Consider the following 17,191-nt stretch of genomic DNA (forward strand, 5'->3'; position numbering starts at 1 on the left):
TTTTTTCGCGTGGGCACGATAAATCGTGTCCACCCTACCTATTGGATTTTCTTGGTTTTCTGGCGAATTTTCGTAGGGTGGGCACAGTCTTTTTGTGCCCACGCGATGGCTAAACAATAGGCTCATGTACGGTGACCAGCTTGGTGCCGTCCGGGAAGGTTGCCTCCACCTGCACGTCGGGAATCATTTCCGCCACACCGTCCATCACGTCGTCGCGCGTCAACAAGGTTCGGCCAAAGCTCATCAATTCTGCGACGCTCTGGCCGTCGCGGGCGCCTTCCATGATCGCGGCGGAGATATAAGCCACCGCTTCCGGGTAGTTGAGTTTCAAGCCTCTGGCTTTGCGGCGCTCGGCGAGGAGGGCGGCAGTGAAGAGGAGGAGTTTGTCTTTTTCTCTAGGTGTTAGTTGCATGGTGGTCTGTTTAGTTAAAGTCGCGTTTTCGTACCATGGGTAGATTTATCCCGCCCACAGGCTTTTCCTAATTTGCAGCAGCTAACCGTCGGGGTTAAGCTATCGTACACTTTTTTGTACAAAAGGAGCATCGATGGACGCCATCAGTTACAGCGCCGCTCGCGCCAATTTAGCCAAAACCATGGACAAGGTTTGCGCCGACCATGCCCCAATCATCATCACCCGCAAAAGCGAATCCCCGGTGGTGATGCTGTCTTTGGAAGACTACCAAGCCATGGAGGAAACCGCCTATTTATTACGCTCGCCAGCCAACGCCCGCCGCTTGCTGGAATCCATCGCCGAGCTGGAATCCGGCCAAGGCACGGAGCATGAATTAATCGAGTGAAAATCACTTTTTCCGCCGATGCCTGGGATAGCTATCTGTACTGGCAAACCACCGACAAGGCCATTCTCAAACGCATCAACCAATTGATCAAGGAAATCCAGCGCCAGCCGTTTGAAGGCATCGGTAAGCCGGAACCGTTGAAACACGGTTTGTCCGGCTATTGGTCGCGGCGGATTAACGACGAGCACAGGATCGTTTACAAGGTTGCCGGCGATACGTTGTTGATTGCGCAGTTGCGGTTTCACTATGAGTATTAATCTTGGTTGGTGTCGTTGGTTGTAGTGGTGTCGCTATCGCGACGGTTTTTTAAATGTCGGTTCGCGGACCGACAACCGCGATACTTTCTTTTGCGTCGCCAAAAGAAAGTATCCAAAGAAAAGGCGACCCGGATGCCGCTTTGACCCTGCGCTCCGAAGCTTTTGAACGGGGTTGCCGAAAGGGGCTCCTGCCCCTTCGTCAACGCGATGCATCCCTGCATCGCCCCTATCGGGCAAATCCGTTCAAAAGCTCCGGTGCTCGGCGCGGCATACGGGGAGGAAACCGCCCCGTATCGAAAAGTTATTTAATTTCTTCATCAACTTTTTTGAAATCTGTTTCTGAGGGACAAAGCGGTCAATATTAAAACTAGATTCGTGCCAATAAATTGAAAAATAGATAAAAACAAAACCAAAATATTATTTGGATATATCACTGTTTTAAATGAAAAAGCAGCGCCAGGATTAAATAGGTTTTGTAGGGTAAAAAATAAAGCCGGATGTTGTTTTAAAGGTAAGTCATGGGTGCTAATATCAGAAAAATAAAATGCTGATGGACTCATAATTAAAATTGTTTTGTATAGCAGGAGAAATAAAATGTTTAGGCCAAATAACCAGCCAATAGCTTGATTAGGATTTCTGCCATATTCAGATATAAGATCATAGAGCCAAGAGATAAACCATTCAATCGACTTCCAGCGTACATCACAAAACTTCCAGTATTTCAGAGAGCTTGGATGCCAAGTGTCAAGAACCAATAAATCGCCTAAACCTTGTCGGCCTTGCTGAGCCCTAAATAATTCCTTTTGCCACACTAAGCGTAAAGCTAAATATGCTTTACGATAATATCTTTGTTCTAATGTAAAAAAAACCGCTTCATCATGTTGATTTTTTTGTGCTGATGCAATATTTTTTAATGCTCTCCAAGCTTGAATATCACAGTGCATATCTTTTTGAAATAGATTTTTTGCATTTTTATTAAAGGTGGCTTCGTTAAATGGTAAGGAAGCTTTAAATTCAGTGCCATAGAAAACAGGGGCTCGGTTAAATTTTGCTTTTGTAAAATCAATGGATTTTGATAAATCGACTTGTTGAAATGATGGGTTATTTATGCCTCTAAAATCACAGTTTATGAATGACGCATTTCTTGAGAAAATCGCTCGATCAAAATTAACGTTGCCAACAAATACGGTATGGTCAAAACGCATTTCTCTTTTAAACTTAACATTATAAAAACTGGTATCACCTAAGAACCTTGTTGTCGCAAATAGTGGTAATCCTATGTCAACTATTGAGTGGTCAAATTGAATAGGCGCAAACTCTAAGAGAGAATCAATATTCATTGATAGCACATCGTCTAGGGATGACTCAATATACAGTCCCCGGCAATCGATATACCAAATTCCTCTAAACTCTTGCTTTTGTTCTTTTGGTATGCTTTTCCATATGCTAGTGAATTTATTTATATGTGAAATTAATTTAGTTATCGAAACGGAAAGAATTGGTCGTTCTTGGCCGCCTATATGGAGTTTGGGTTCTTGTTCTATATCTTCTGTAGACCATTCTTTTAAGCTAGATATAAAATCGCTATTTAGCTGCTGCAATCTATCCGGTCCAGAAATATAATTATTTTCATCCATATTTTTTGTTAACTCACTTTTTAGGGGGACAGGATAAGCTTAACAAAGGCAAAGCGTATCGTTCGAGACCGATTCGCCTCATAACGTCGGCAGCATCCTACAATAGTCACGTTGTTTCGGCTTTTAAAGTCTCCCGGTTATCTTTCAACGCAGGTTGGGTTACTCCCCTGATGCCGCGCCGAGCACAGGAGGGTTTGGACGGATCAGCCCGCAGGGGAGCGGCAGGGATGCCGCTCGTTTTCGGAGGGCTATGGATAGCCCTTCCGAAAACCCCGTTCAAACCCTTCGGAGCGCAGGAATCAAGCGGCATGGGGTGTCGTTTCTTTTGGGTACTTTTCTTTGGACAAGCAAAGAAAAGTACCTCGGCTGTCGGGCCGAGACCCGACATGAAAATAAAGCCGTCGCGCTAGCGACACCAAATCCCAACTCCAAGCCATCCATGGCTTCTGGATTCCGGCAATCCATGCCGGAATGACGTGTTAATTAAGCCGAGTATGAACATGATTGAGTGCCCAGACGTCATAAAGTTAATTGTTGGCATAATTGCCAACCCTTTTATCTGACGTAATACTTTTTTGCCTCTTCGATACTCAAGGTCTCGCTATCATCGGCGTTTATCAACTGCACCAAGGCATAATTTTCCAACACATTTTCAATCTTTTCGAAAGTATCGATATCCAGTTGTACCGCGACTCTTTGGCTGTCTTCATTAACGATATATTGTCTTTTAAATTCCATAACTGTCTCCTAGGAAAGGTGAGTGGTCACCATACCCATCCACTAGAGAAAAATCAAACCGGCTTAGGTCGCCCAAATCCTCGGCGCACAAACCTCTTTACCAACTACATCCCCTCGAACCAATCCCCAAACCCGCTCAAAAAACCCTTTCAACACATCCGCCCGCTCATCCAACCCCCGGCAAATCAACAATCCCTCAATCAAAGTGACCCCGCGATTCGGCTCCTCGCCAATCAATGCTTGTACCGCCTCCAAATGCAAAGGTGTTGCCGGATACACAAACATCGTCCCGCACGCCGAATGCCCGGCCAGACCCCAACGAGCTTGAAAGGCTTGCGCGTCCAGATGCTGGCGTTCCAGGTAGAACAAGCGGCCGTCGCGTTGGATGCGCCAGTTCAGTTCGGCGTGGCCGTCACTGAAGCCTTCGCCGGCGGCGGGGCGGCCGAGTGCGGTGATTTCCCAGCCGACGAAGCGAGACTGTTCGGCTAGCTCGATATGCATATTGGCACTTAGGCGGGCTCCGTCGTAGACGATGGTTTCCTGCGGCAGCCATTCCAGGCTGGCACCGTCGGCGACGGTTAAATTCACCGTTTGCCGGGCTTCGCCGCCGCCGCTACGGTAAAACTTGCCGGCGGCGGGCGTGGTGATCAGGGCCTGAGCGGCGGTGTCGGCGCTGGCGTTGATGGTCAAACGGTCGCCGGCCACAACGCCGCCGGGCGGGTGCAGCAAGTAGACGTGGCAGACTTCGCCTTCCGGATAAAACGGCCGCTGCACAGTCAGCGGGCCGCGATGGCTGCGGTTGACTAGGGCGGTTTTGTCTCCGCGCGGGGCGAATCCCAAGGTCAATTCGGCTTCCCACGCCGTGGTATCGGTTGAGACAGCGGGATGGGTTAAAGCGGCACAGTTGGCTGGCATGGTGCGGTTGGGTTACAAGTTTTTGGTCTTAGGCGCGATGGCCGATTTTTCCGACAAGGGCGGATGCTGCGCTTTGTTAGCTTCGCGCTGGCGGATGATGTGCAATATAACCGGGCCAAACACGAAGCCCAAAATTAAAACGCTGATCATTAGGGTCGGTAGATCCGGGACTTCAAACAAAGGATGTAAGGCGGCGCGGGTCAATTGCGACAGGTTGCCGCCTTCCATCATGGCATCGTAACTGTCATGTGCCTCACTACGCATCGACCACGCCAACAATAGCGCTCCTGCAGCCAGCAAAAATTTATCGGAATTCATCTTTATTTCTCCGTGATCACGCTTTGAATAACAACGATGGGCTTCACGTTGTTCAGCCCATCCTACGCCCGTTTAGAAAATCTCCATTAGCCCCGCATTTGCAAAGAGAGGAATATTCAGACTGTGAGGTAACGCTTCACCATATCATCGGCCAACTCATCCATCGCCCCGACCGCCACATGCCGGCCCCGGTCCATGATGCAAAACTGGTTCGCCACCTTACGAGCAAACGGCAGTTTTTGCTCGACCAACAATACCGTCACGCCCAGTTCTTTATGGATGCGGTCGATGGCTTGGTGGATTTCGCCGGGTTCCGGTTTGGTGGCTGGCGTCGGCACGCCTCGAGCTTTGTTCAGGCGAATGATCACGTCGCCGATTTCGCTGACGATGTTGGGCTGAATGCCTTCAGTCGGTTCGTCCAAAATCAACAATCTGGGATTTAAGACCAAGGCCCGACCAATCGCCAATTGCTGTTGTTGGCCGCCGGATAGGTCGCCGCCGCGGCGTTTCAGCATTTGTTTCAGTACCGGGAAAATCTCGAATATGCTGTCCGGCACTTTTTTAATGCCGTGTTTGTGGGCGGCGCGCAAACCGGTTTTCAGGTTTTCTTCCACGGTCAACAGCGGAAAGATTTCCCGGCCCTGCGGCACGTAGCCGATGCCCAGTTCGGCGCGGGATTCGGCCTTGGCTTTGGCCAGTTCCACGCCGTCGAATTGGATGCTGCCGTCGGCTACCGGCAGCAGGCCCATGATGGCTTTGAGTAGCGTGGTTTTGCCGACGCCGTTGCGGCCCATCAGGCAGACGCAAGCGCCGGCCGGTACGCTTAAGTCTAGGTCCCACAGGGTGTGGCTGGCGCCGTAATATTGTTGCAATGCGCTAATGTTTAACATCATCCCCCCAGATAAACTTGAATCACGCGCGGATCGTTTTGGACTTCGTCCATCGTGCCCTCGGTCAGCACCGAGCCTTCGTGCAGCACGGTGACCTTGCGGGCGATGCTGCGCACGAATTCCATGTCGTGCTCGACGACCACAATGGAATGCTGGCCTTGCAGGGACAGCAATAACTCGGCGGTGCGTTCGACTTCCTGATGCGTCATGCCGGCGATGGGCTCATCGACCAGCATTACTTTTGGGTCTTGCATCAACAGCATGCCGATCTCCAGCCATTGTTTCTGGCCGTGCGACAGCGCGCCGGCCAGTTGCCGTTGTTGAGCGGGCAGGGCGATGGTTTGCAGCACGTCCTGGATGCGGTCGCGTTGTTCGCTGTTTAACTTATGAAACAAGGTCGGCCAGGTGCGCTTGTCGGTTTTCAAGGCCAGTTCCAGGTTTTCGAACACTGTCAAGGCGTCGAATACGCTGGGCTTTTGAAACTTGCGGCAGATGCCGGCCTGAGCGATGGCCGGTTCGTCCAGTTCCAGCAAGTCGATGGTCTGGCCGAAGAATACCGAGCCGCTGTCGGGCTTGGTTTTGCCGGTGATGACGTCCATTAAAGTGGTTTTGCCGGCACCGTTGGGGCCGATCAGGCAGCGCAATTCGCCGTCGTCGATGTACAGCGATAGGTGGTTCAGCGCCCGGAAGCCGTCGAAACTGACGCTGACGTCTTCCATGTACAGAATCGGGCCGTGGCGGGCGTCGACCTCGCCGTCCAGCGGCAGGCTGGCGCCGCCTTCGGTGGTAGTTGCAGCCGAGATCATCATGCCGGTTGTCCTCCGGTAGCGTTAAGAGTAGGTTTGGGTTTGCTGCGACGGCGCAGCAGGCCGACGATGCCGTCGGGCATTAACAAGGTGACCAGTATGAAGGCGCCGCCCAAACAAAACAGCCAGGCGTCGGGCATCAGGCCGGTCAACACGGTTTTGGCGTAATTGACTAATACCGCGCCGATGATCGCGCCGTACAGCGTGCCGCGGCCGCCGACCGCGACCCAGATGACGATTTCCAGCGAATTGAGCGGCGAGAATTCGCTGGGGTTGATGATGCCGACCTGCGGCACGTACAGAGCCCCGGCCAGCCCGGCCAGCATCGCCGCGAACACGAACACCCACAGTTTGAACAATTCCACCCGGTAACCCAAAAAGCGCACTCGCGATTCCTGATCGCGAATCGCCGTGACGACCCGGCCCAGTTTGCTGTTGACGATCCAGCGGCACAGCAGCAGCGCGCCGATCAGACTGAGGCCGGTCATCAATAACAGCACCGAACGGACGGCTTCGGATTGAATGTTGAAGCCGAGGATGTCTTTGAAATCGGTCAGGCCGTTGTTACCGCCAAAGCCCATTTCGTTGCGGAAGAAGGCCAGTAACAAGGCGTAGGTCAGGGCCTGAGTGATGATGGACAGATACACGCCGGTGACCCGCGAGCGAAACGCCAACCAACCAAACACGAAGGCCAGCAGGCCAGGGGCAAGGAATACCATCAACATCGCAAATCCGAAATTCTCGAAGCCGTACCAATACCAGGGCAGTTCGGTCCAGTTCAGGAACACCATGAAGTCAGGTAATTCGGCGTTGCCGTAAACGCCGCGGGTGCCGATCTGCCGCATCAGATACATGCCCATCGCATAGCCGCCCAGCGCGAAGAATGCGCCTTGACCGAGGACCAGAATGCCGGCGTAGCCCCAGACCATGTCCAGCGACAGGCCGAGTAGGGCGAAGGTCAGGTATTTGCCGATTAGGGAGACTGAGTAGGCTGAAAAGTGCAACGCGGAGTCTTCGGGGAAGATTAGGTTACAGAGGGGGATTAATAGGGTTACCGACGCCAGCGCGGCTAGGACGGTGGTGTAGGTTTTGTCTTGGCTTAGGTTGATTAGTTTCATACCGTCTTCCGTTTTAGTGTGTCGCTATCGCGACGGTTTTTTTTATGCCGGTTCGCGGACCGGCGACCGCGATACTTTTCTTTGCTTGTCCAAAGAAAAGTATCCAAAAGAAAAGACACCCGGATGCCGCTTGTATCCTGCGCGCCGAAGTTTTTGAATGGGGTTGACGGAAGGGGCTTCCTGCCCCTCCGTCAACGCGATGCATCCCTGCATCGCCCCTTCGGGCTATTCCATTCAAAAACTCCGGTGCTCGGAGCGGCATACGGGGTTAAAACCATCAGCCGCCCAAATTTGCGTAGGGTGGGCAATTTTGCCCACCGTCGGTTTTAGCCAATTGCAGATATGCTCGTAATTTTTTAAATCCGCCATCTTTTTAATATTATTTGTATCTGTCCAAAACCGACACATGCCTGTTTTTCGTGTTCTCAGATTTATCTTTAACCAAATCTTGGATGTTTTTATTCTTATCAGTATTGGGTTTATTATGAATTGCGTGTTTAATGGCAAAGCTAACCCCGATTCCTAAAACAAAAATTCCAGAGGCGACAATAATTAAAGAAATACTTTGACTTGCCTTCATTTGCACCATTGACTTTCCGGCAAGTGCAAGAGCAGCTCCAATTTGTATGATCTTTAAAAACTGAAAATCCCTTCTTATGATGAATCCAATTAAGAATCCAAAAAGTAACGGGGTTAATACATAAAGTATTAGAATTTCGTTTGAATTCATTTAACTATGTCCTGTTAGTGTATTATCGATAACGAACACAATTATGAATCAATTTCAAAATCTATCATCGTTCTCATGCTATGCACGGGAACCAGAATTTCCTTCGTCACACAACCCATCCACTTTGAATCTTGCGAGGGATTTAATCCCCTTTGCCGCGCCGAGCACCGGAGGGTTTGAACGGAATAGCCCGTTAGGGGCGTCGCATGGATGCGGCGCGTTGCATGCAGGGGCTGGGAAGCCCCTTCAGGCAACCCCGTTCAAACCCGAGGAGCGCAGGGATCAAGCGGCGGCGGGGTGGCTTTTTCTTTGGATACTTTCTTTTGGCCAAACAAAAGAAAGTATCTCGGCTGTCGGGCCGAGACCCGACTTCAAAAACCACCGTCGCGTTAGCGACACCAATCCGAATTCGAAAGCCGTAACCTAAATCGAAAGCCTACATGTTGGGTTACGGCTAGCGCCTTTTATGCCCTTCGGGTAAACCCAACCTACATTTTCAGATTACGATTCCGCCGCTCTCCCTTTCTGCGGAAACAACCCCCTAGGCTTCTTCTGAATAAACAAAATAATAAACACTAACACCAAAATCTTCGCTAACACCGCCCCGGCATAAGGCTCCAACACCTTATTGGCAATCCCCAACGAGAACCCGGCCACCAAGGTGCCAAACAAATTACCGACGCCGCCGAACACCACCACCATAAAGGAGTCGACGATGTAGGCCTGGCCCAGATTCGGTCCGACGTTGGTGATCTGGCTCAAGGCCACGCCGGCCACGCCGGCAATGCCGGAACCCAAGCCAAAAGTCATCGCATCGACCCGCGAGGTGGGGATGCCCATCGCCCGGGCCATGCCGCGATTTTGCGCGACGGCGCGGACTTCCAAACCTAGCTTGGTGCGCTTCAAGATTTGCAGCAGCGCGGTAAACACCAGCAGGCAGAAGATCAGGATGTAGAAGCGGTTCCAGGTCAGCGATAAAAAGTCGTTGATTTGCCAGGAGCCGCTCATCCAGTCCGGCGTGGCGACGCTGCGGTTCAGCGGCGAGAAGATCGAGCGCACGGCTTGTTGCAGAAATAAACTCACACCAAAAGTCGCCAACAAAGTCTCCAGCGGCCGGCCGTACAGGAAGCGGATGATGCCGCGCTCGATGGCGATGCCGACCAAGGCCGCGACCAAGAAGGCCATCGGAATCGATAGAATCAAGGCGGTGCCCAGGTTGTTGGGCATGATTTGTTGCATCACATAAGTGGTATAAGCGCCCAGCATCATCAGTTCGCCGTGGGCCATGTTGATGACACCCATCACCCCAAAGGTAATCGCCAAACCAATCGCGGACAACACCAGCACCGCACCCAAGCTCAAGCCAAAGAACACGGTTTCGGCGGCGGCGTAGGCTTGCATGCGTTCGCGGATTTTGATTAGGGCCGCTTCGGCCAGGTTGCGCACGTCGCTATCGGTTTCCAGGAAATTGCCGTCGGCATCCTTATCGATAATGGCTTGCAACTTGTTGACTACGTCCTGGCTGTCCAAATCTTTTAACGCGCCGATCGCGGCGATGCGTTGGTCTTTTTCCGGGCTGTTCATGTCTTGCAATAACAGCATTTTGTTGATCGCGGTTTTGATCTCGGCGTCGGTTTCGCTGGCCAGATGATCGCGCAGCAAAATCACCGCTTTGTCGTCTATGTCGTTGGCCAATGCTTGTACCGCGATCAGGCGCAGCACTGGGTCAGTATCGTTTAATTGCAATTGGGCGATGGTTTTGCGCAGCACGCCGCGGAGTTTGTTATTTAAATTGATTTTGCCTACCGCGCCGCGCTCGACTTCGGCTAATGCCGAGCCGCTGAGCGGATCACTGAGTTGGTAACCGGCCGGGCTTTCCTGCGCAAACACCAATTTGCCTTCGGCTTTGAAGTCGAACAGTTTGCCGTCTTGCAGGGCTTGCAGTAGTTTCAGGTTATTGCTGTCGCTGCCCAGGGTTGCGATGGCTTGTTCGCGTTCGGCCATGCTGCCGGTGCGCAGTTGCTCCAAGGCGCTGCCGGCGTCTTGGGCCATGGCGGGTTGCGCGGCGAGGAATATCATCGCCAGCAAATAGCCGGCAAGTTTTGGAAGCCGTTTAAAAACGCCGCCAGCCAGCAATCCGGCCTGAGTAGAATGTTTAGTCATCATGCTCATAAAGCTGTCCTTGGGGGAACGGTTGGCCGGGCGCGAGCCGGGCGGCGTTTTTAAACGGGTTCTGAAACGGAGTGTGTGCATCGTCTGTCCTCTTTTGGGGGCGAGGCCCACGGCATCCTGCCGTGAGCCTCGCGGGTAACATCCGCTGTTAGTAGTTCTGTCCTGAACACTTTTTGGTTTTAGTGTTGTAGTTGCCGCAGCTGATAGGCGCGGTCCAGTCGGCGATGATCGGTTTGCTGTCCGGCAGGAAGTCCGACCAGGCGTCGCCATCCACCAGTTTGTTGGTTTGCCAGACGGTGACGAATTGGCCGTCGTCTTGAATTTCGCCGATCAACACCGGTTTGCTGATGTGGTGGTTAGGCAGCATTTTCGACATACCGCCGGTGAGGTTGGGGTACTCGACGCCAATCAGCGCTTTTTGTACCGCGTCGGAATCCGTGGTGCCGGCTTTTTCTACTGCTTTCACCCACATATTGAAGCCGATGTAATGGGCTTCCATCGGGTCGTTGGTCACCCGTTTAGGGTTCTTGATGTAGTCTTTCCATTGTTGAATAAAGGCTGCGTTTTTGGTGGTATCCACGCTCATGAAGTAGTTCCAGGCCGCCAAATGACCCACCAGCGGTTTGGTGTCCATGCCGGAGAGTTCTTCCTCGCCCACCGAGAAGGCGATGACCGGGATTTTTTCGGCGGAGATGCCTTGGTTGCCCAGTTCTTTATAGAACGGAATGTTGGCGTCGCCGTTGATGGTGGAAACGACAGCGGTTTTCTTGCCGGCCGAACCAAATTTTTTGATGTCGGCGACGATGCTTTGCCAATCGGAATGGCCGAATGGGGTGTAGTTGATCATGATGTCCGCCGGTTTAACCCCTTTGGATTTTAGATACGCTTCCAGGATTTTGTTGGTGGTGCGCGGATAGACGTAGTCAGTACCGGCCAACACCCAACGTTGTACTTTCAGGTCGTTCATCAGGTAATCGACCGCCGGAATCGCTTGCTGATTCGGCGCAGCGCCGGTGTAAAACACGTTTTTGGAAGACTCTTCGCCTTCGTATTGCACCGGGTAGAACAGGATGCTGTTCAACTCTTCAATGACCGGTAACACCGATTTCCGGGAAACGGATGTCCAGCAGCCGAAGATGGATGCGACTTTGTCTTTAGTGATCAGCTCGCGGGCTTTTTCCGCGAACAAGGGCCAGTTGGAAGCCGGGTCGACCACCACGGCTTCCAACTTCTTGCCGAGCAAACCGCCTTTTTTGTTTTGCTCGTCGATCAACATCAGCATGGTGTCTTTCAGCGTGGTTTCGCTGATGGCCATCGTGCCGGATAGCGAGTGCAGCACGCCGACTTTAATGGTGTCTTCGGCATTGGCTGCCTGGCCGCCGATCAGCAGCGACGAAAGCGCCGCCCCCAGTGCCAGTTTACGGAATGTGTTACGCATTAATTTCATCTTGATAGCCCTCTGTTATTAGTATTTTAGATTTGCCATTGGAAGCCGACCATAACTTGGCTGGCGTTCTCGCCGGTGACGTTTGATCTGTAATCCAGGAGGCCCTTGGTCAACAAATCACCGTATTGGTAGGACGCAAAAATTTTCGCATTATGGCCGTCGATGACGTAGTTGACGCCGCCTTCGTAGACTTCACGACTGGCGCTGGTGCTGGGTTCGACGTTGACATAACGCAGGTAAGGCTGGAATTGGCCGATACCGACTTTTTGCGGGAATAAATACATGCCGCTAACGTCGTACGCATTGCCTTCAAACATCGCAAAAACGCCATTGGAAAACGGCGCCACCGCATCACGTTGGGCCTGGCCAAAACCATTCGATAGACCATAGTTTTTGTACTCGCCGTTAAATGTCACGACGCCGCCGCCAGGTAATACTTTTTCCATTAACAAGTCTACGGTGGTGCCGCGGAAATTGGCGGGGTTGGCTGCTGTGCCGGCACCGTCTTCTTGATACTGGTTAGCTACACCGACGGTCAGGATGTCGCCGCCTTTGCCGTGGTAGGTACCCGAGGTGTAATAGCCGGGGTTTTTCTCAACTTCCCAAAAGTTATAGGACACGCGTTGGGCGTACAGAATGTTGTCGTCGACGTTGGCGCCGCCTCTTAGACCACGGAAGAAACCGACAGAATATTGCAGTCGACCGTCCAGAACCGCACCCCAGAAGGTGGCACCGTCGTCACGACCGATGGAACCCGCCGACGTACCGTTGTTTTGGATAGTCAGGTTGTAATCGGAGGGTTGGAAAGGGGTGCCAGCAGAGAAGATGTTGTAAACCGCACTGTAGAAAGGACCGTTCAATTCCCGGCGCTCAGCGGGCACCAACATCCGGCCTACCCATAAGTTGGCATAAGGCGTGACTTCGAATTTACCCACCGCGTCCAGCACATGTATCTCGCCGCCGCTACCGCACATGGGACATTCAGTGTTGAACTCGACTTTTAGATATTTATGAATTTGACCATTCAAATACAAACGAATGTTGTCCAGATTGAAGTTGTTGCTCCATTTGTCGCCGTTAGCGCCCGCTCCACTTTCCTGGGCCCGGAAGCTGGAACGTAAACCCGCACCGACGCTGACCCATTTGGTGTCGTCGATTTTAAAGGTGGCACCTGCCTGGCTCTCCGCAGCGTAGCCTATGACCAGTGCGGCGATTGCAGAGCTGAGGAAGAGTCGCGTGTTCAGCGAGCTTGCAGGATGTTCAATATAAGCTTTCATGTAAAGTCCCCTAGTCTAAAAGCACAAATGATTAAGCATGCCCGGACGAGCGATGCGGCAGAATCTAGCGAGGACGATTGTTAAATTTGTGGCGATTTTCAACAATCCGTCAGATGACTCATCAGTCATTTGACGTATGGCTGCCTACAACGAGTTTTAATCTGATTAAACTATTGATTAAAAATGGTTAATCTTGGGTTTGGCGGAATGGCTACGTGTGAAATACCGTGGGTGGAATTGTCAGAAAACGGCGCCGATACGGCTAGATTGGGCCTAAAAAATCGGTTTTGCTGAGCCTGAATTTGTCAAAGCAGAGCGGATTTCTGTTTCAGCGTGAGCGGCTTGAATCAGAAAATAGGCCGGGATGGCTGCTGATAGTTTTGGTGTTCACAAAACCATCAGGGCAGATGGGAACGTTTGGGGAGAGAAGTCGGCGCGGGTTTAGCTACTAAACCGATAAATAGCCTTTAATCTTGGCGGCGTCGACGTCGCCGCGTTTGTCTTCATGAATAAATTTACCTTTGTCGATCACAATGATGCGGTCGGCCACTTCCATGGTAAAGCTCAGCACTTGTTCGGAAACGATGATGGTGATTTCGCGCATTTTGCGGATTTCATTCAGCACCTTAGCGATGTCTTTAATAATCGAGGGCTGTATGCCTTCGGTGGGTTCATCCAGCAGTAAGACTTTGGGGTTGGTGACTAAAGCCCGGGCAATCGCCAACTGCTGTTGCTGGCCGCCGGACAGATTGCCGCCTTTGCGTTTACGCATATCATAAAGCACGGGAAATAGGGCATAGATGTCATCGGGGATTTCCCGAAATTTGGAGTTCTCCAGGCCGGTTTCGATATTTTCTTGCACGGTCATCGTGGAGAAGATCATCCGGCCTTGTGGCACGTAGGCCAAACCTTTGGCGACCCGTTGATACGTATCGATGCCGTTCAGGTTTTCCCCGTCAACCGTGGCTTTGGCGGCTTTGCTGGGTAAGATGCCCATCAAGGATTTGAACAGGGTGGTTTTGCCCATGCCGTTGCGGCCCATGATCGCCAGGGTCTCGTTTTTTTCCGCGGTAAAACTCAAGCCGTGTATCACTTGGCTTTGCCCGTAACTGACTTGCAGATCCGAAATTTCAAACATTGTCTATTTCCTCTTGTTAGGTGCTGGCAGTGCGGATGGCGGTAGCTTAGTGGCCCAAATAGACTTCAATGACTTTTTCGTCGGCCTGTACTTTCTCCATCGATCCTTCCGCCAGGATTTTGCCCTGATGCAGTACCGTCACTTTATGGGCGATCTTTTTTACGAATTCCATGTCATGCTCGATCACCAATACCGAGCGGTTTTTGCAAATTCGATTCAATAAGTCGGCGGTTTGATCGCGTTCCTTGGCGCTCATGCCCGCCACCGGTTCGTCGAGCATCAATAACTCCGGGTCTTGCATCAACAGCATGCCGATTTCCAGCCATTGCTTTTGACCATGGCTGAGCAGGGCGGCTTCCATTTGCAATTGCTCGGTCAACAGCACTTCAGCGGCGATTTTATGCACTTGCTCGACAACTTCCGGCGTGCGTTTGAAAGTCAGGCTGCCCCACACCGATCGCCCCACCGGATAGGACACTTCCAGGTTTTGATAAACCGTCAGGTTTTCGTAAATTGACGGGGTTTGAAACTTTCTGCCCACGCCGGCACGGACGATTTCGTGCTCCGGTAATTTGGTCAGTTCTTTGTTCTTAAACTTGATAGAGCCGGAAGTGGATTTGGTTTTGCCGCAGATGAGATCCAGCACCGTGGTTTTGCCGGCGCCGTTGGGGCCGATCACCACCCGTAGCTCATTGCTGTCGATGTACATATTCAGGGCATCAACGGCTTTGAAGCCATCGAAAGACACGGTCAGGTCTTCAATCGCCAGTACGAAATCAGGATTGCTCATGGTTTTTCTCCTACCAATTCGTCTACTGCCGCGGTTGATTTAGTGAATTTAGCCGTGAGTTTGGAAAATTTGCCGGCCAGATTGAACTTGCTTGCATAGTTTTCGTAGATGCCGGCCAAACCGTCGGGGAAGAACATCACCACCGCAATGAACAAACCGCCCATCAAGAACAGCCACAACTCAGGGTAGGTTTCGGAAAACATGGTTTTGCCGAAATTCACCAACAGGGTGCCGTACACCGCGCCGATCAGGGACATTCGGCCGCCGACCGCGGCAAAGATCACCATCTCAATTGAAGGCACAATGCCGACAAAGCTGGGTGACATGAAACCCACTTGCAGCGTAAACATCGCTCCACCGATTGCCGAAATCATCGCGGCGATGCAAAAAATGAAGATTTTGAAATTGGAAACATCGTAACCGGAAAAGCGCACCCGCTCTTCCTTGTCGCGCATCGCTAGCAGCAGCATGCCAAACTTCGAGGTGAGAATGTAACGGGCCAGCAGCATGCAGGCGATCAACAGCCCGGCGTTGGTAAAATAGAGAATATATTTGGCGCTATCGGTTCTGATGTCCCAATCCAGCATGGTTTTCAGGTCGGTGATGCCGTTTACCCCGCCGGTATAGCCTTGCTGGCCGACGATCAGAATGCTCAAGATAAGGGCGATGGCTTGGGTGATGATGGCAAAGTAAACCCCGCCCACCCGGCGTTTGAACATCGCAAAGCCGATGATGAAGGCCAGTAAAGTGGGCACGATCAAAACCAACAGAATCGTCAGCGTCAGGCTTTTAAACGGTTCCCAAAACCAGGGTAGGGCGGTGAGCTGATTCCAGTCCATGAAATCGGGGATGCCGGGGGTGGTTTGGATTTTGGTGCTGATGGGATCGGAGGCTTCTAGCTTTAAAAACATCGCCATGCAATAGCCGCCCAAACCAAAAAACATGCCTTGGCCCAAACTCAAGATGCCGCCGTTACCCCACAGCAGTACCAAGCTGATGGCCACGAAGGCGTAGGTGACATATTTACCGACCAAGCCCAGCCGGAATAGGTCCAGCCACAGTGGGAAGATGACAAACAGCAGCAGAGACAATATCGCCAGCCCAATCGCCCCCTGTTTGCCGCCTAATAATTTCTCTGATAGTACCTTCATGATATTTCCCTCTATTTACGTACTTTGGATGCAAACAATCCTTCCGGACGCATCATCAAGATGATGACGATGGTCATCAAGGTCGCCACTTTGCCCATCGAACTGGTCATGAAAAATTGCAATATCGATTGGGCCTGGGCGATGCCGAAGGCGGAAGCGATGGTGCCCATCAGGCTGGCCGCGCCGCCGAATACCACCACCATGAAACTGTCGACGATGTATAAAGAACCGGTCGTCGGGCCGGTGGAAGCAATCGTGGTGAAGGCTGCGCCTGCCACGCCGGCGATGCCGCATCCCAAGGCAAAGGTCAAGCGGTCCACTTTTTTGGTGTTGATGCCCACCGCGCCGGCCATCACCCGGTTCTGCATGGTCGCTCTGACGCGCAGGCCCCAGCGTGAGCGGTACATGAACAGGTAGACGCCGACGGTCACGATCAAAGCCAGGCCCATCACGAACACGCCGTTGATCGGAATATCGATATCCTCGGTGGGCTTGAAGGAGCCCAACAGCCATTCTGGCAATTCGGCGCTCACTTCCTTGGCGCCAAAGGTGGAACGAAAAATCTGTTGCATCACCAGACTTAAGCCCCAGGTCGCCAACAGCGTATCCAAGGGCCGTTTGTAGAGATGGCGTATCAACACATATTCAATGAGATAGCCGATCAAAAAGGCGAGGATAAAGGCTGCGACGATCGCGAATACAAAATAGGAATTGACGATGTCGTAGGACACGGCAATTTTTGACATAAATACGGTGGTGTAAGCGCCGACGGCCATGAATTCGCCGTGGGCCATATTGATCACACCCATCTGCCCGAAAATAATGGCCAGGCCCAACGCCATCAACAGTAGGACGCTAAATAGGCTTAACCCAGAGAAGCCCTGCATCACCACGATGTTGCCCACTTCTTCCATCGAATATCCAAACATAAGGCCTCCCGCTAACTCACTGACATGAAACAACTCGCGTTTAAAACACCGTGGCAACGGCAGAATTGCTAGTTGCCACGG

The 17,191-nt window shown here is 51.9% G+C and carries 18 protein-coding genes; 2 read left to right on the forward strand and 16 right to left on the reverse strand.

The features are described 5' to 3' along the window. Nucleotides 1-109: 109 nt before the first annotated feature. Nucleotides 110-412: an urease subunit gamma gene (ureA, locus tag QLH52_RS18255; protein ID WP_064020995.1), complete on the reverse strand. Its 303-nt coding sequence runs from the start codon at nt 410-412 to the stop codon at nt 110-112. Nucleotides 413-545: 133 nt separating this feature from the next. Between ureA and QLH52_RS18260 the strand changes: the two genes are divergently transcribed. Together QLH52_RS18260 and QLH52_RS18265 are read left to right on the forward strand one after the other, a co-directional pair. Beyond that, the gene (locus QLH52_RS18260; protein WP_064026876.1) at nt 546-797 is read left to right on the forward strand and encodes a type II toxin-antitoxin system Phd/YefM family antitoxin; all 252 of its coding nucleotides are present in this window, start codon (nt 546-548) and stop codon (nt 795-797) included. Beyond that, nucleotides 794-1,054, forward strand: a complete 261-nt coding sequence (locus tag QLH52_RS18265) for a Txe/YoeB family addiction module toxin (protein WP_319962497.1) — start codon at nt 794-796, stop codon at nt 1,052-1,054. Before QLH52_RS18260 ends, QLH52_RS18265 begins: the two co-directional genes overlap by 4 nt. A 317-nt stretch (nt 1,055-1,371) precedes the next feature. Here the strand turns inward: QLH52_RS18265 and QLH52_RS18270 are convergent, their stop codons facing one another. The 15 genes from QLH52_RS18270 to urtB (QLH52_RS18340) all read right to left on the reverse strand — a co-directional run bounded on the left by QLH52_RS18270 (nt 1,372) and on the right by urtB (QLH52_RS18340) (nt 17,110). Next, nucleotides 1,372-2,691 (reverse strand): pentapeptide repeat-containing protein, encoded by a 1,320-nt coding sequence (locus tag QLH52_RS18270; RefSeq protein ID WP_319962498.1) that lies wholly within the window; start codon nt 2,689-2,691, stop codon nt 1,372-1,374. A gap of 555 nt (nt 2,692-3,246) precedes the next feature. Further along, nucleotides 3,247-3,429 (reverse strand): hypothetical protein, encoded by a 183-nt coding sequence (locus tag QLH52_RS18275; protein ID WP_319962499.1) that lies wholly within the window; start codon nt 3,427-3,429, stop codon nt 3,247-3,249. 63 nt (nt 3,430-3,492) lie between these two features. Beyond that, a complete protein-coding gene (locus QLH52_RS18280; protein ID WP_319962500.1) occupies nt 3,493-4,344 on the reverse strand; it encodes an urease accessory protein UreD in 852 nt (283 codons plus the stop codon). A gap of 12 nt (nt 4,345-4,356) precedes the next feature. Beyond that, a complete protein-coding gene (locus QLH52_RS18285; protein ID WP_319962501.1) occupies nt 4,357-4,662 on the reverse strand; it encodes a hypothetical protein in 306 nt (101 codons plus the stop codon). A gap of 116 nt (nt 4,663-4,778) precedes the next feature. Then, entirely contained in the window at nt 4,779-5,552 is a 774-nt protein-coding gene (locus QLH52_RS18290) for an ABC transporter ATP-binding protein (protein ID WP_319962547.1), read from the reverse strand. Further along, the gene (gene urtD / locus QLH52_RS18295; RefSeq protein WP_064041146.1) at nt 5,552-6,361 is read right to left on the reverse strand and encodes an urea ABC transporter ATP-binding protein UrtD; all 810 of its coding nucleotides are present in this window, start codon (nt 6,359-6,361) and stop codon (nt 5,552-5,554) included. Before urtD (QLH52_RS18295) ends, QLH52_RS18290 begins: the two co-directional genes overlap by 1 nt. Next, complete coding sequence (gene urtC, locus QLH52_RS18300) at nt 6,358-7,476, reverse strand: urea ABC transporter permease subunit UrtC (protein ID WP_319962502.1); 1,119 nt, start codon at nt 7,474-7,476, stop codon at nt 6,358-6,360. The genes urtD (QLH52_RS18295) and urtC (QLH52_RS18300) overlap by 4 nt, the downstream gene beginning before the upstream one ends. A 379-nt stretch (nt 7,477-7,855) precedes the next feature. Next, nucleotides 7,856-8,206 (reverse strand): hypothetical protein, encoded by a 351-nt coding sequence (locus QLH52_RS18305; protein WP_319962503.1) that lies wholly within the window; start codon nt 8,204-8,206, stop codon nt 7,856-7,858. Nucleotides 8,207-8,707: 501 nt separating this feature from the next. Continuing rightward, entirely contained in the window at nt 8,708-10,372 is a 1,665-nt protein-coding gene (gene urtB, locus QLH52_RS18310) for an urea ABC transporter permease subunit UrtB (protein WP_425257745.1), read from the reverse strand. Nucleotides 10,373-10,526: 154 nt separating this feature from the next. Continuing rightward, nucleotides 10,527-11,816, reverse strand: coding sequence for an urea ABC transporter substrate-binding protein (urtA, locus tag QLH52_RS18315; protein WP_425257725.1), 1,290 nt, complete (start codon nt 11,814-11,816; stop codon nt 10,527-10,529). A 35-nt stretch (nt 11,817-11,851) separates the two neighbouring features. Next, nucleotides 11,852-13,102 carry a hypothetical protein gene (locus QLH52_RS18320; RefSeq protein ID WP_319962505.1) on the reverse strand — a complete coding sequence of 417 codons (1,251 nt, stop codon included), beginning with the start codon at nt 13,100-13,102 and terminating at the stop codon, nt 11,852-11,854. A 448-nt stretch (nt 13,103-13,550) separates the two neighbouring features. Beyond that, nucleotides 13,551-14,240 carry an urea ABC transporter ATP-binding subunit UrtE gene (gene urtE / locus QLH52_RS18325; protein ID WP_319962506.1) on the reverse strand — a complete coding sequence of 230 codons (690 nt, stop codon included), beginning with the start codon at nt 14,238-14,240 and terminating at the stop codon, nt 13,551-13,553. A 46-nt stretch (nt 14,241-14,286) separates the two neighbouring features. After that, nucleotides 14,287-15,030 carry an urea ABC transporter ATP-binding protein UrtD gene (urtD, locus tag QLH52_RS18330; RefSeq protein ID WP_319962507.1) on the reverse strand — a complete coding sequence of 248 codons (744 nt, stop codon included), beginning with the start codon at nt 15,028-15,030 and terminating at the stop codon, nt 14,287-14,289. Continuing rightward, complete coding sequence (gene urtC, locus QLH52_RS18335) at nt 15,027-16,181, reverse strand: urea ABC transporter permease subunit UrtC (RefSeq protein WP_319962508.1); 1,155 nt, start codon at nt 16,179-16,181, stop codon at nt 15,027-15,029. The genes urtD (QLH52_RS18330) and urtC (QLH52_RS18335) overlap by 4 nt, the downstream gene beginning before the upstream one ends. A gap of 11 nt (nt 16,182-16,192) precedes the next feature. Continuing rightward, nucleotides 16,193-17,110, reverse strand: a complete 918-nt coding sequence (gene urtB / locus QLH52_RS18340) for an urea ABC transporter permease subunit UrtB (RefSeq protein WP_319962509.1) — start codon at nt 17,108-17,110, stop codon at nt 16,193-16,195. Between the last annotated feature and the right edge of the window lie 81 nt (nt 17,111-17,191).

The organism is Methylomonas defluvii, assembly GCF_033949435.1.
Classification (GTDB): Bacteria; Pseudomonadota; Gammaproteobacteria; order Methylococcales; family Methylomonadaceae; genus Methylomonas; species Methylomonas defluvii.

Bases quoted from the DNA above. Each gene is read 5' to 3' on its own strand.
- urtD (WP_319962507.1), bottom strand. From the start codon at position 15,030: ATGAGCAATCCTGATTTCGTACTGGCGATTGAAGACCTGACCGTGTCT.
- urtB (WP_319962509.1), bottom strand. From the start codon at position 17,110: ATGTTTGGATATTCGATGGAAGAAGTGGGCAACATCGTGGTGATGCAG.
- QLH52_RS18290 (WP_319962547.1), bottom strand. From the start codon at position 5,552: ATGTTAAACATTAGCGCATTGCAACAATATTACGGCGCCAGCCACACC.
- urtA (WP_425257725.1), bottom strand. From the start codon at position 11,816: ATGCGTAACACATTCCGTAAACTGGCACTGGGGGCGGCGCTTTCGTCG.
- QLH52_RS18275 (WP_319962499.1), bottom strand. From the start codon at position 3,429: ATGGAATTTAAAAGACAATATATCGTTAATGAAGACAGCCAAAGAGTC.
- urtC (WP_319962508.1), bottom strand. From the start codon at position 16,181: ATGAAGGTACTATCAGAGAAATTATTAGGCGGCAAACAGGGGGCGATT.
- urtB (WP_425257745.1), bottom strand. From the start codon at position 10,372: ATGATGACTAAACATTCTACTCAGGCCGGATTGCTGGCTGGCGGCGTT.
- QLH52_RS18285 (WP_319962501.1), bottom strand. From the start codon at position 4,662: ATGAATTCCGATAAATTTTTGCTGGCTGCAGGAGCGCTATTGTTGGCG.
- ureA (WP_064020995.1), bottom strand. From the start codon at position 412: ATGCAACTAACACCTAGAGAAAAAGACAAACTCCTCCTCTTCACTGCC.
- QLH52_RS18320 (WP_319962505.1), bottom strand. From the start codon at position 13,102: ATGAAAGCTTATATTGAACATCCTGCAAGCTCGCTGAACACGCGACTC.
- urtE (WP_319962506.1), bottom strand. From the start codon at position 14,240: ATGTTTGAAATTTCGGATCTGCAAGTCAGTTACGGGCAAAGCCAAGTG.
- QLH52_RS18270 (WP_319962498.1), bottom strand. From the start codon at position 2,691: ATGGATGAAAATAATTATATTTCTGGACCGGATAGATTGCAGCAGCTA.
- QLH52_RS18280 (WP_319962500.1), bottom strand. From the start codon at position 4,344: ATGCCAGCCAACTGTGCCGCTTTAACCCATCCCGCTGTCTCAACCGAT.
- QLH52_RS18260 (WP_064026876.1), top strand. From the start codon at position 546: ATGGACGCCATCAGTTACAGCGCCGCTCGCGCCAATTTAGCCAAAACC.
- QLH52_RS18305 (WP_319962503.1), bottom strand. From the start codon at position 8,206: ATGAATTCAAACGAAATTCTAATACTTTATGTATTAACCCCGTTACTT.
- urtD (WP_064041146.1), bottom strand. From the start codon at position 6,361: ATGATGATCTCGGCTGCAACTACCACCGAAGGCGGCGCCAGCCTGCCG.
- urtC (WP_319962502.1), bottom strand. From the start codon at position 7,476: ATGAAACTAATCAACCTAAGCCAAGACAAAACCTACACCACCGTCCTA.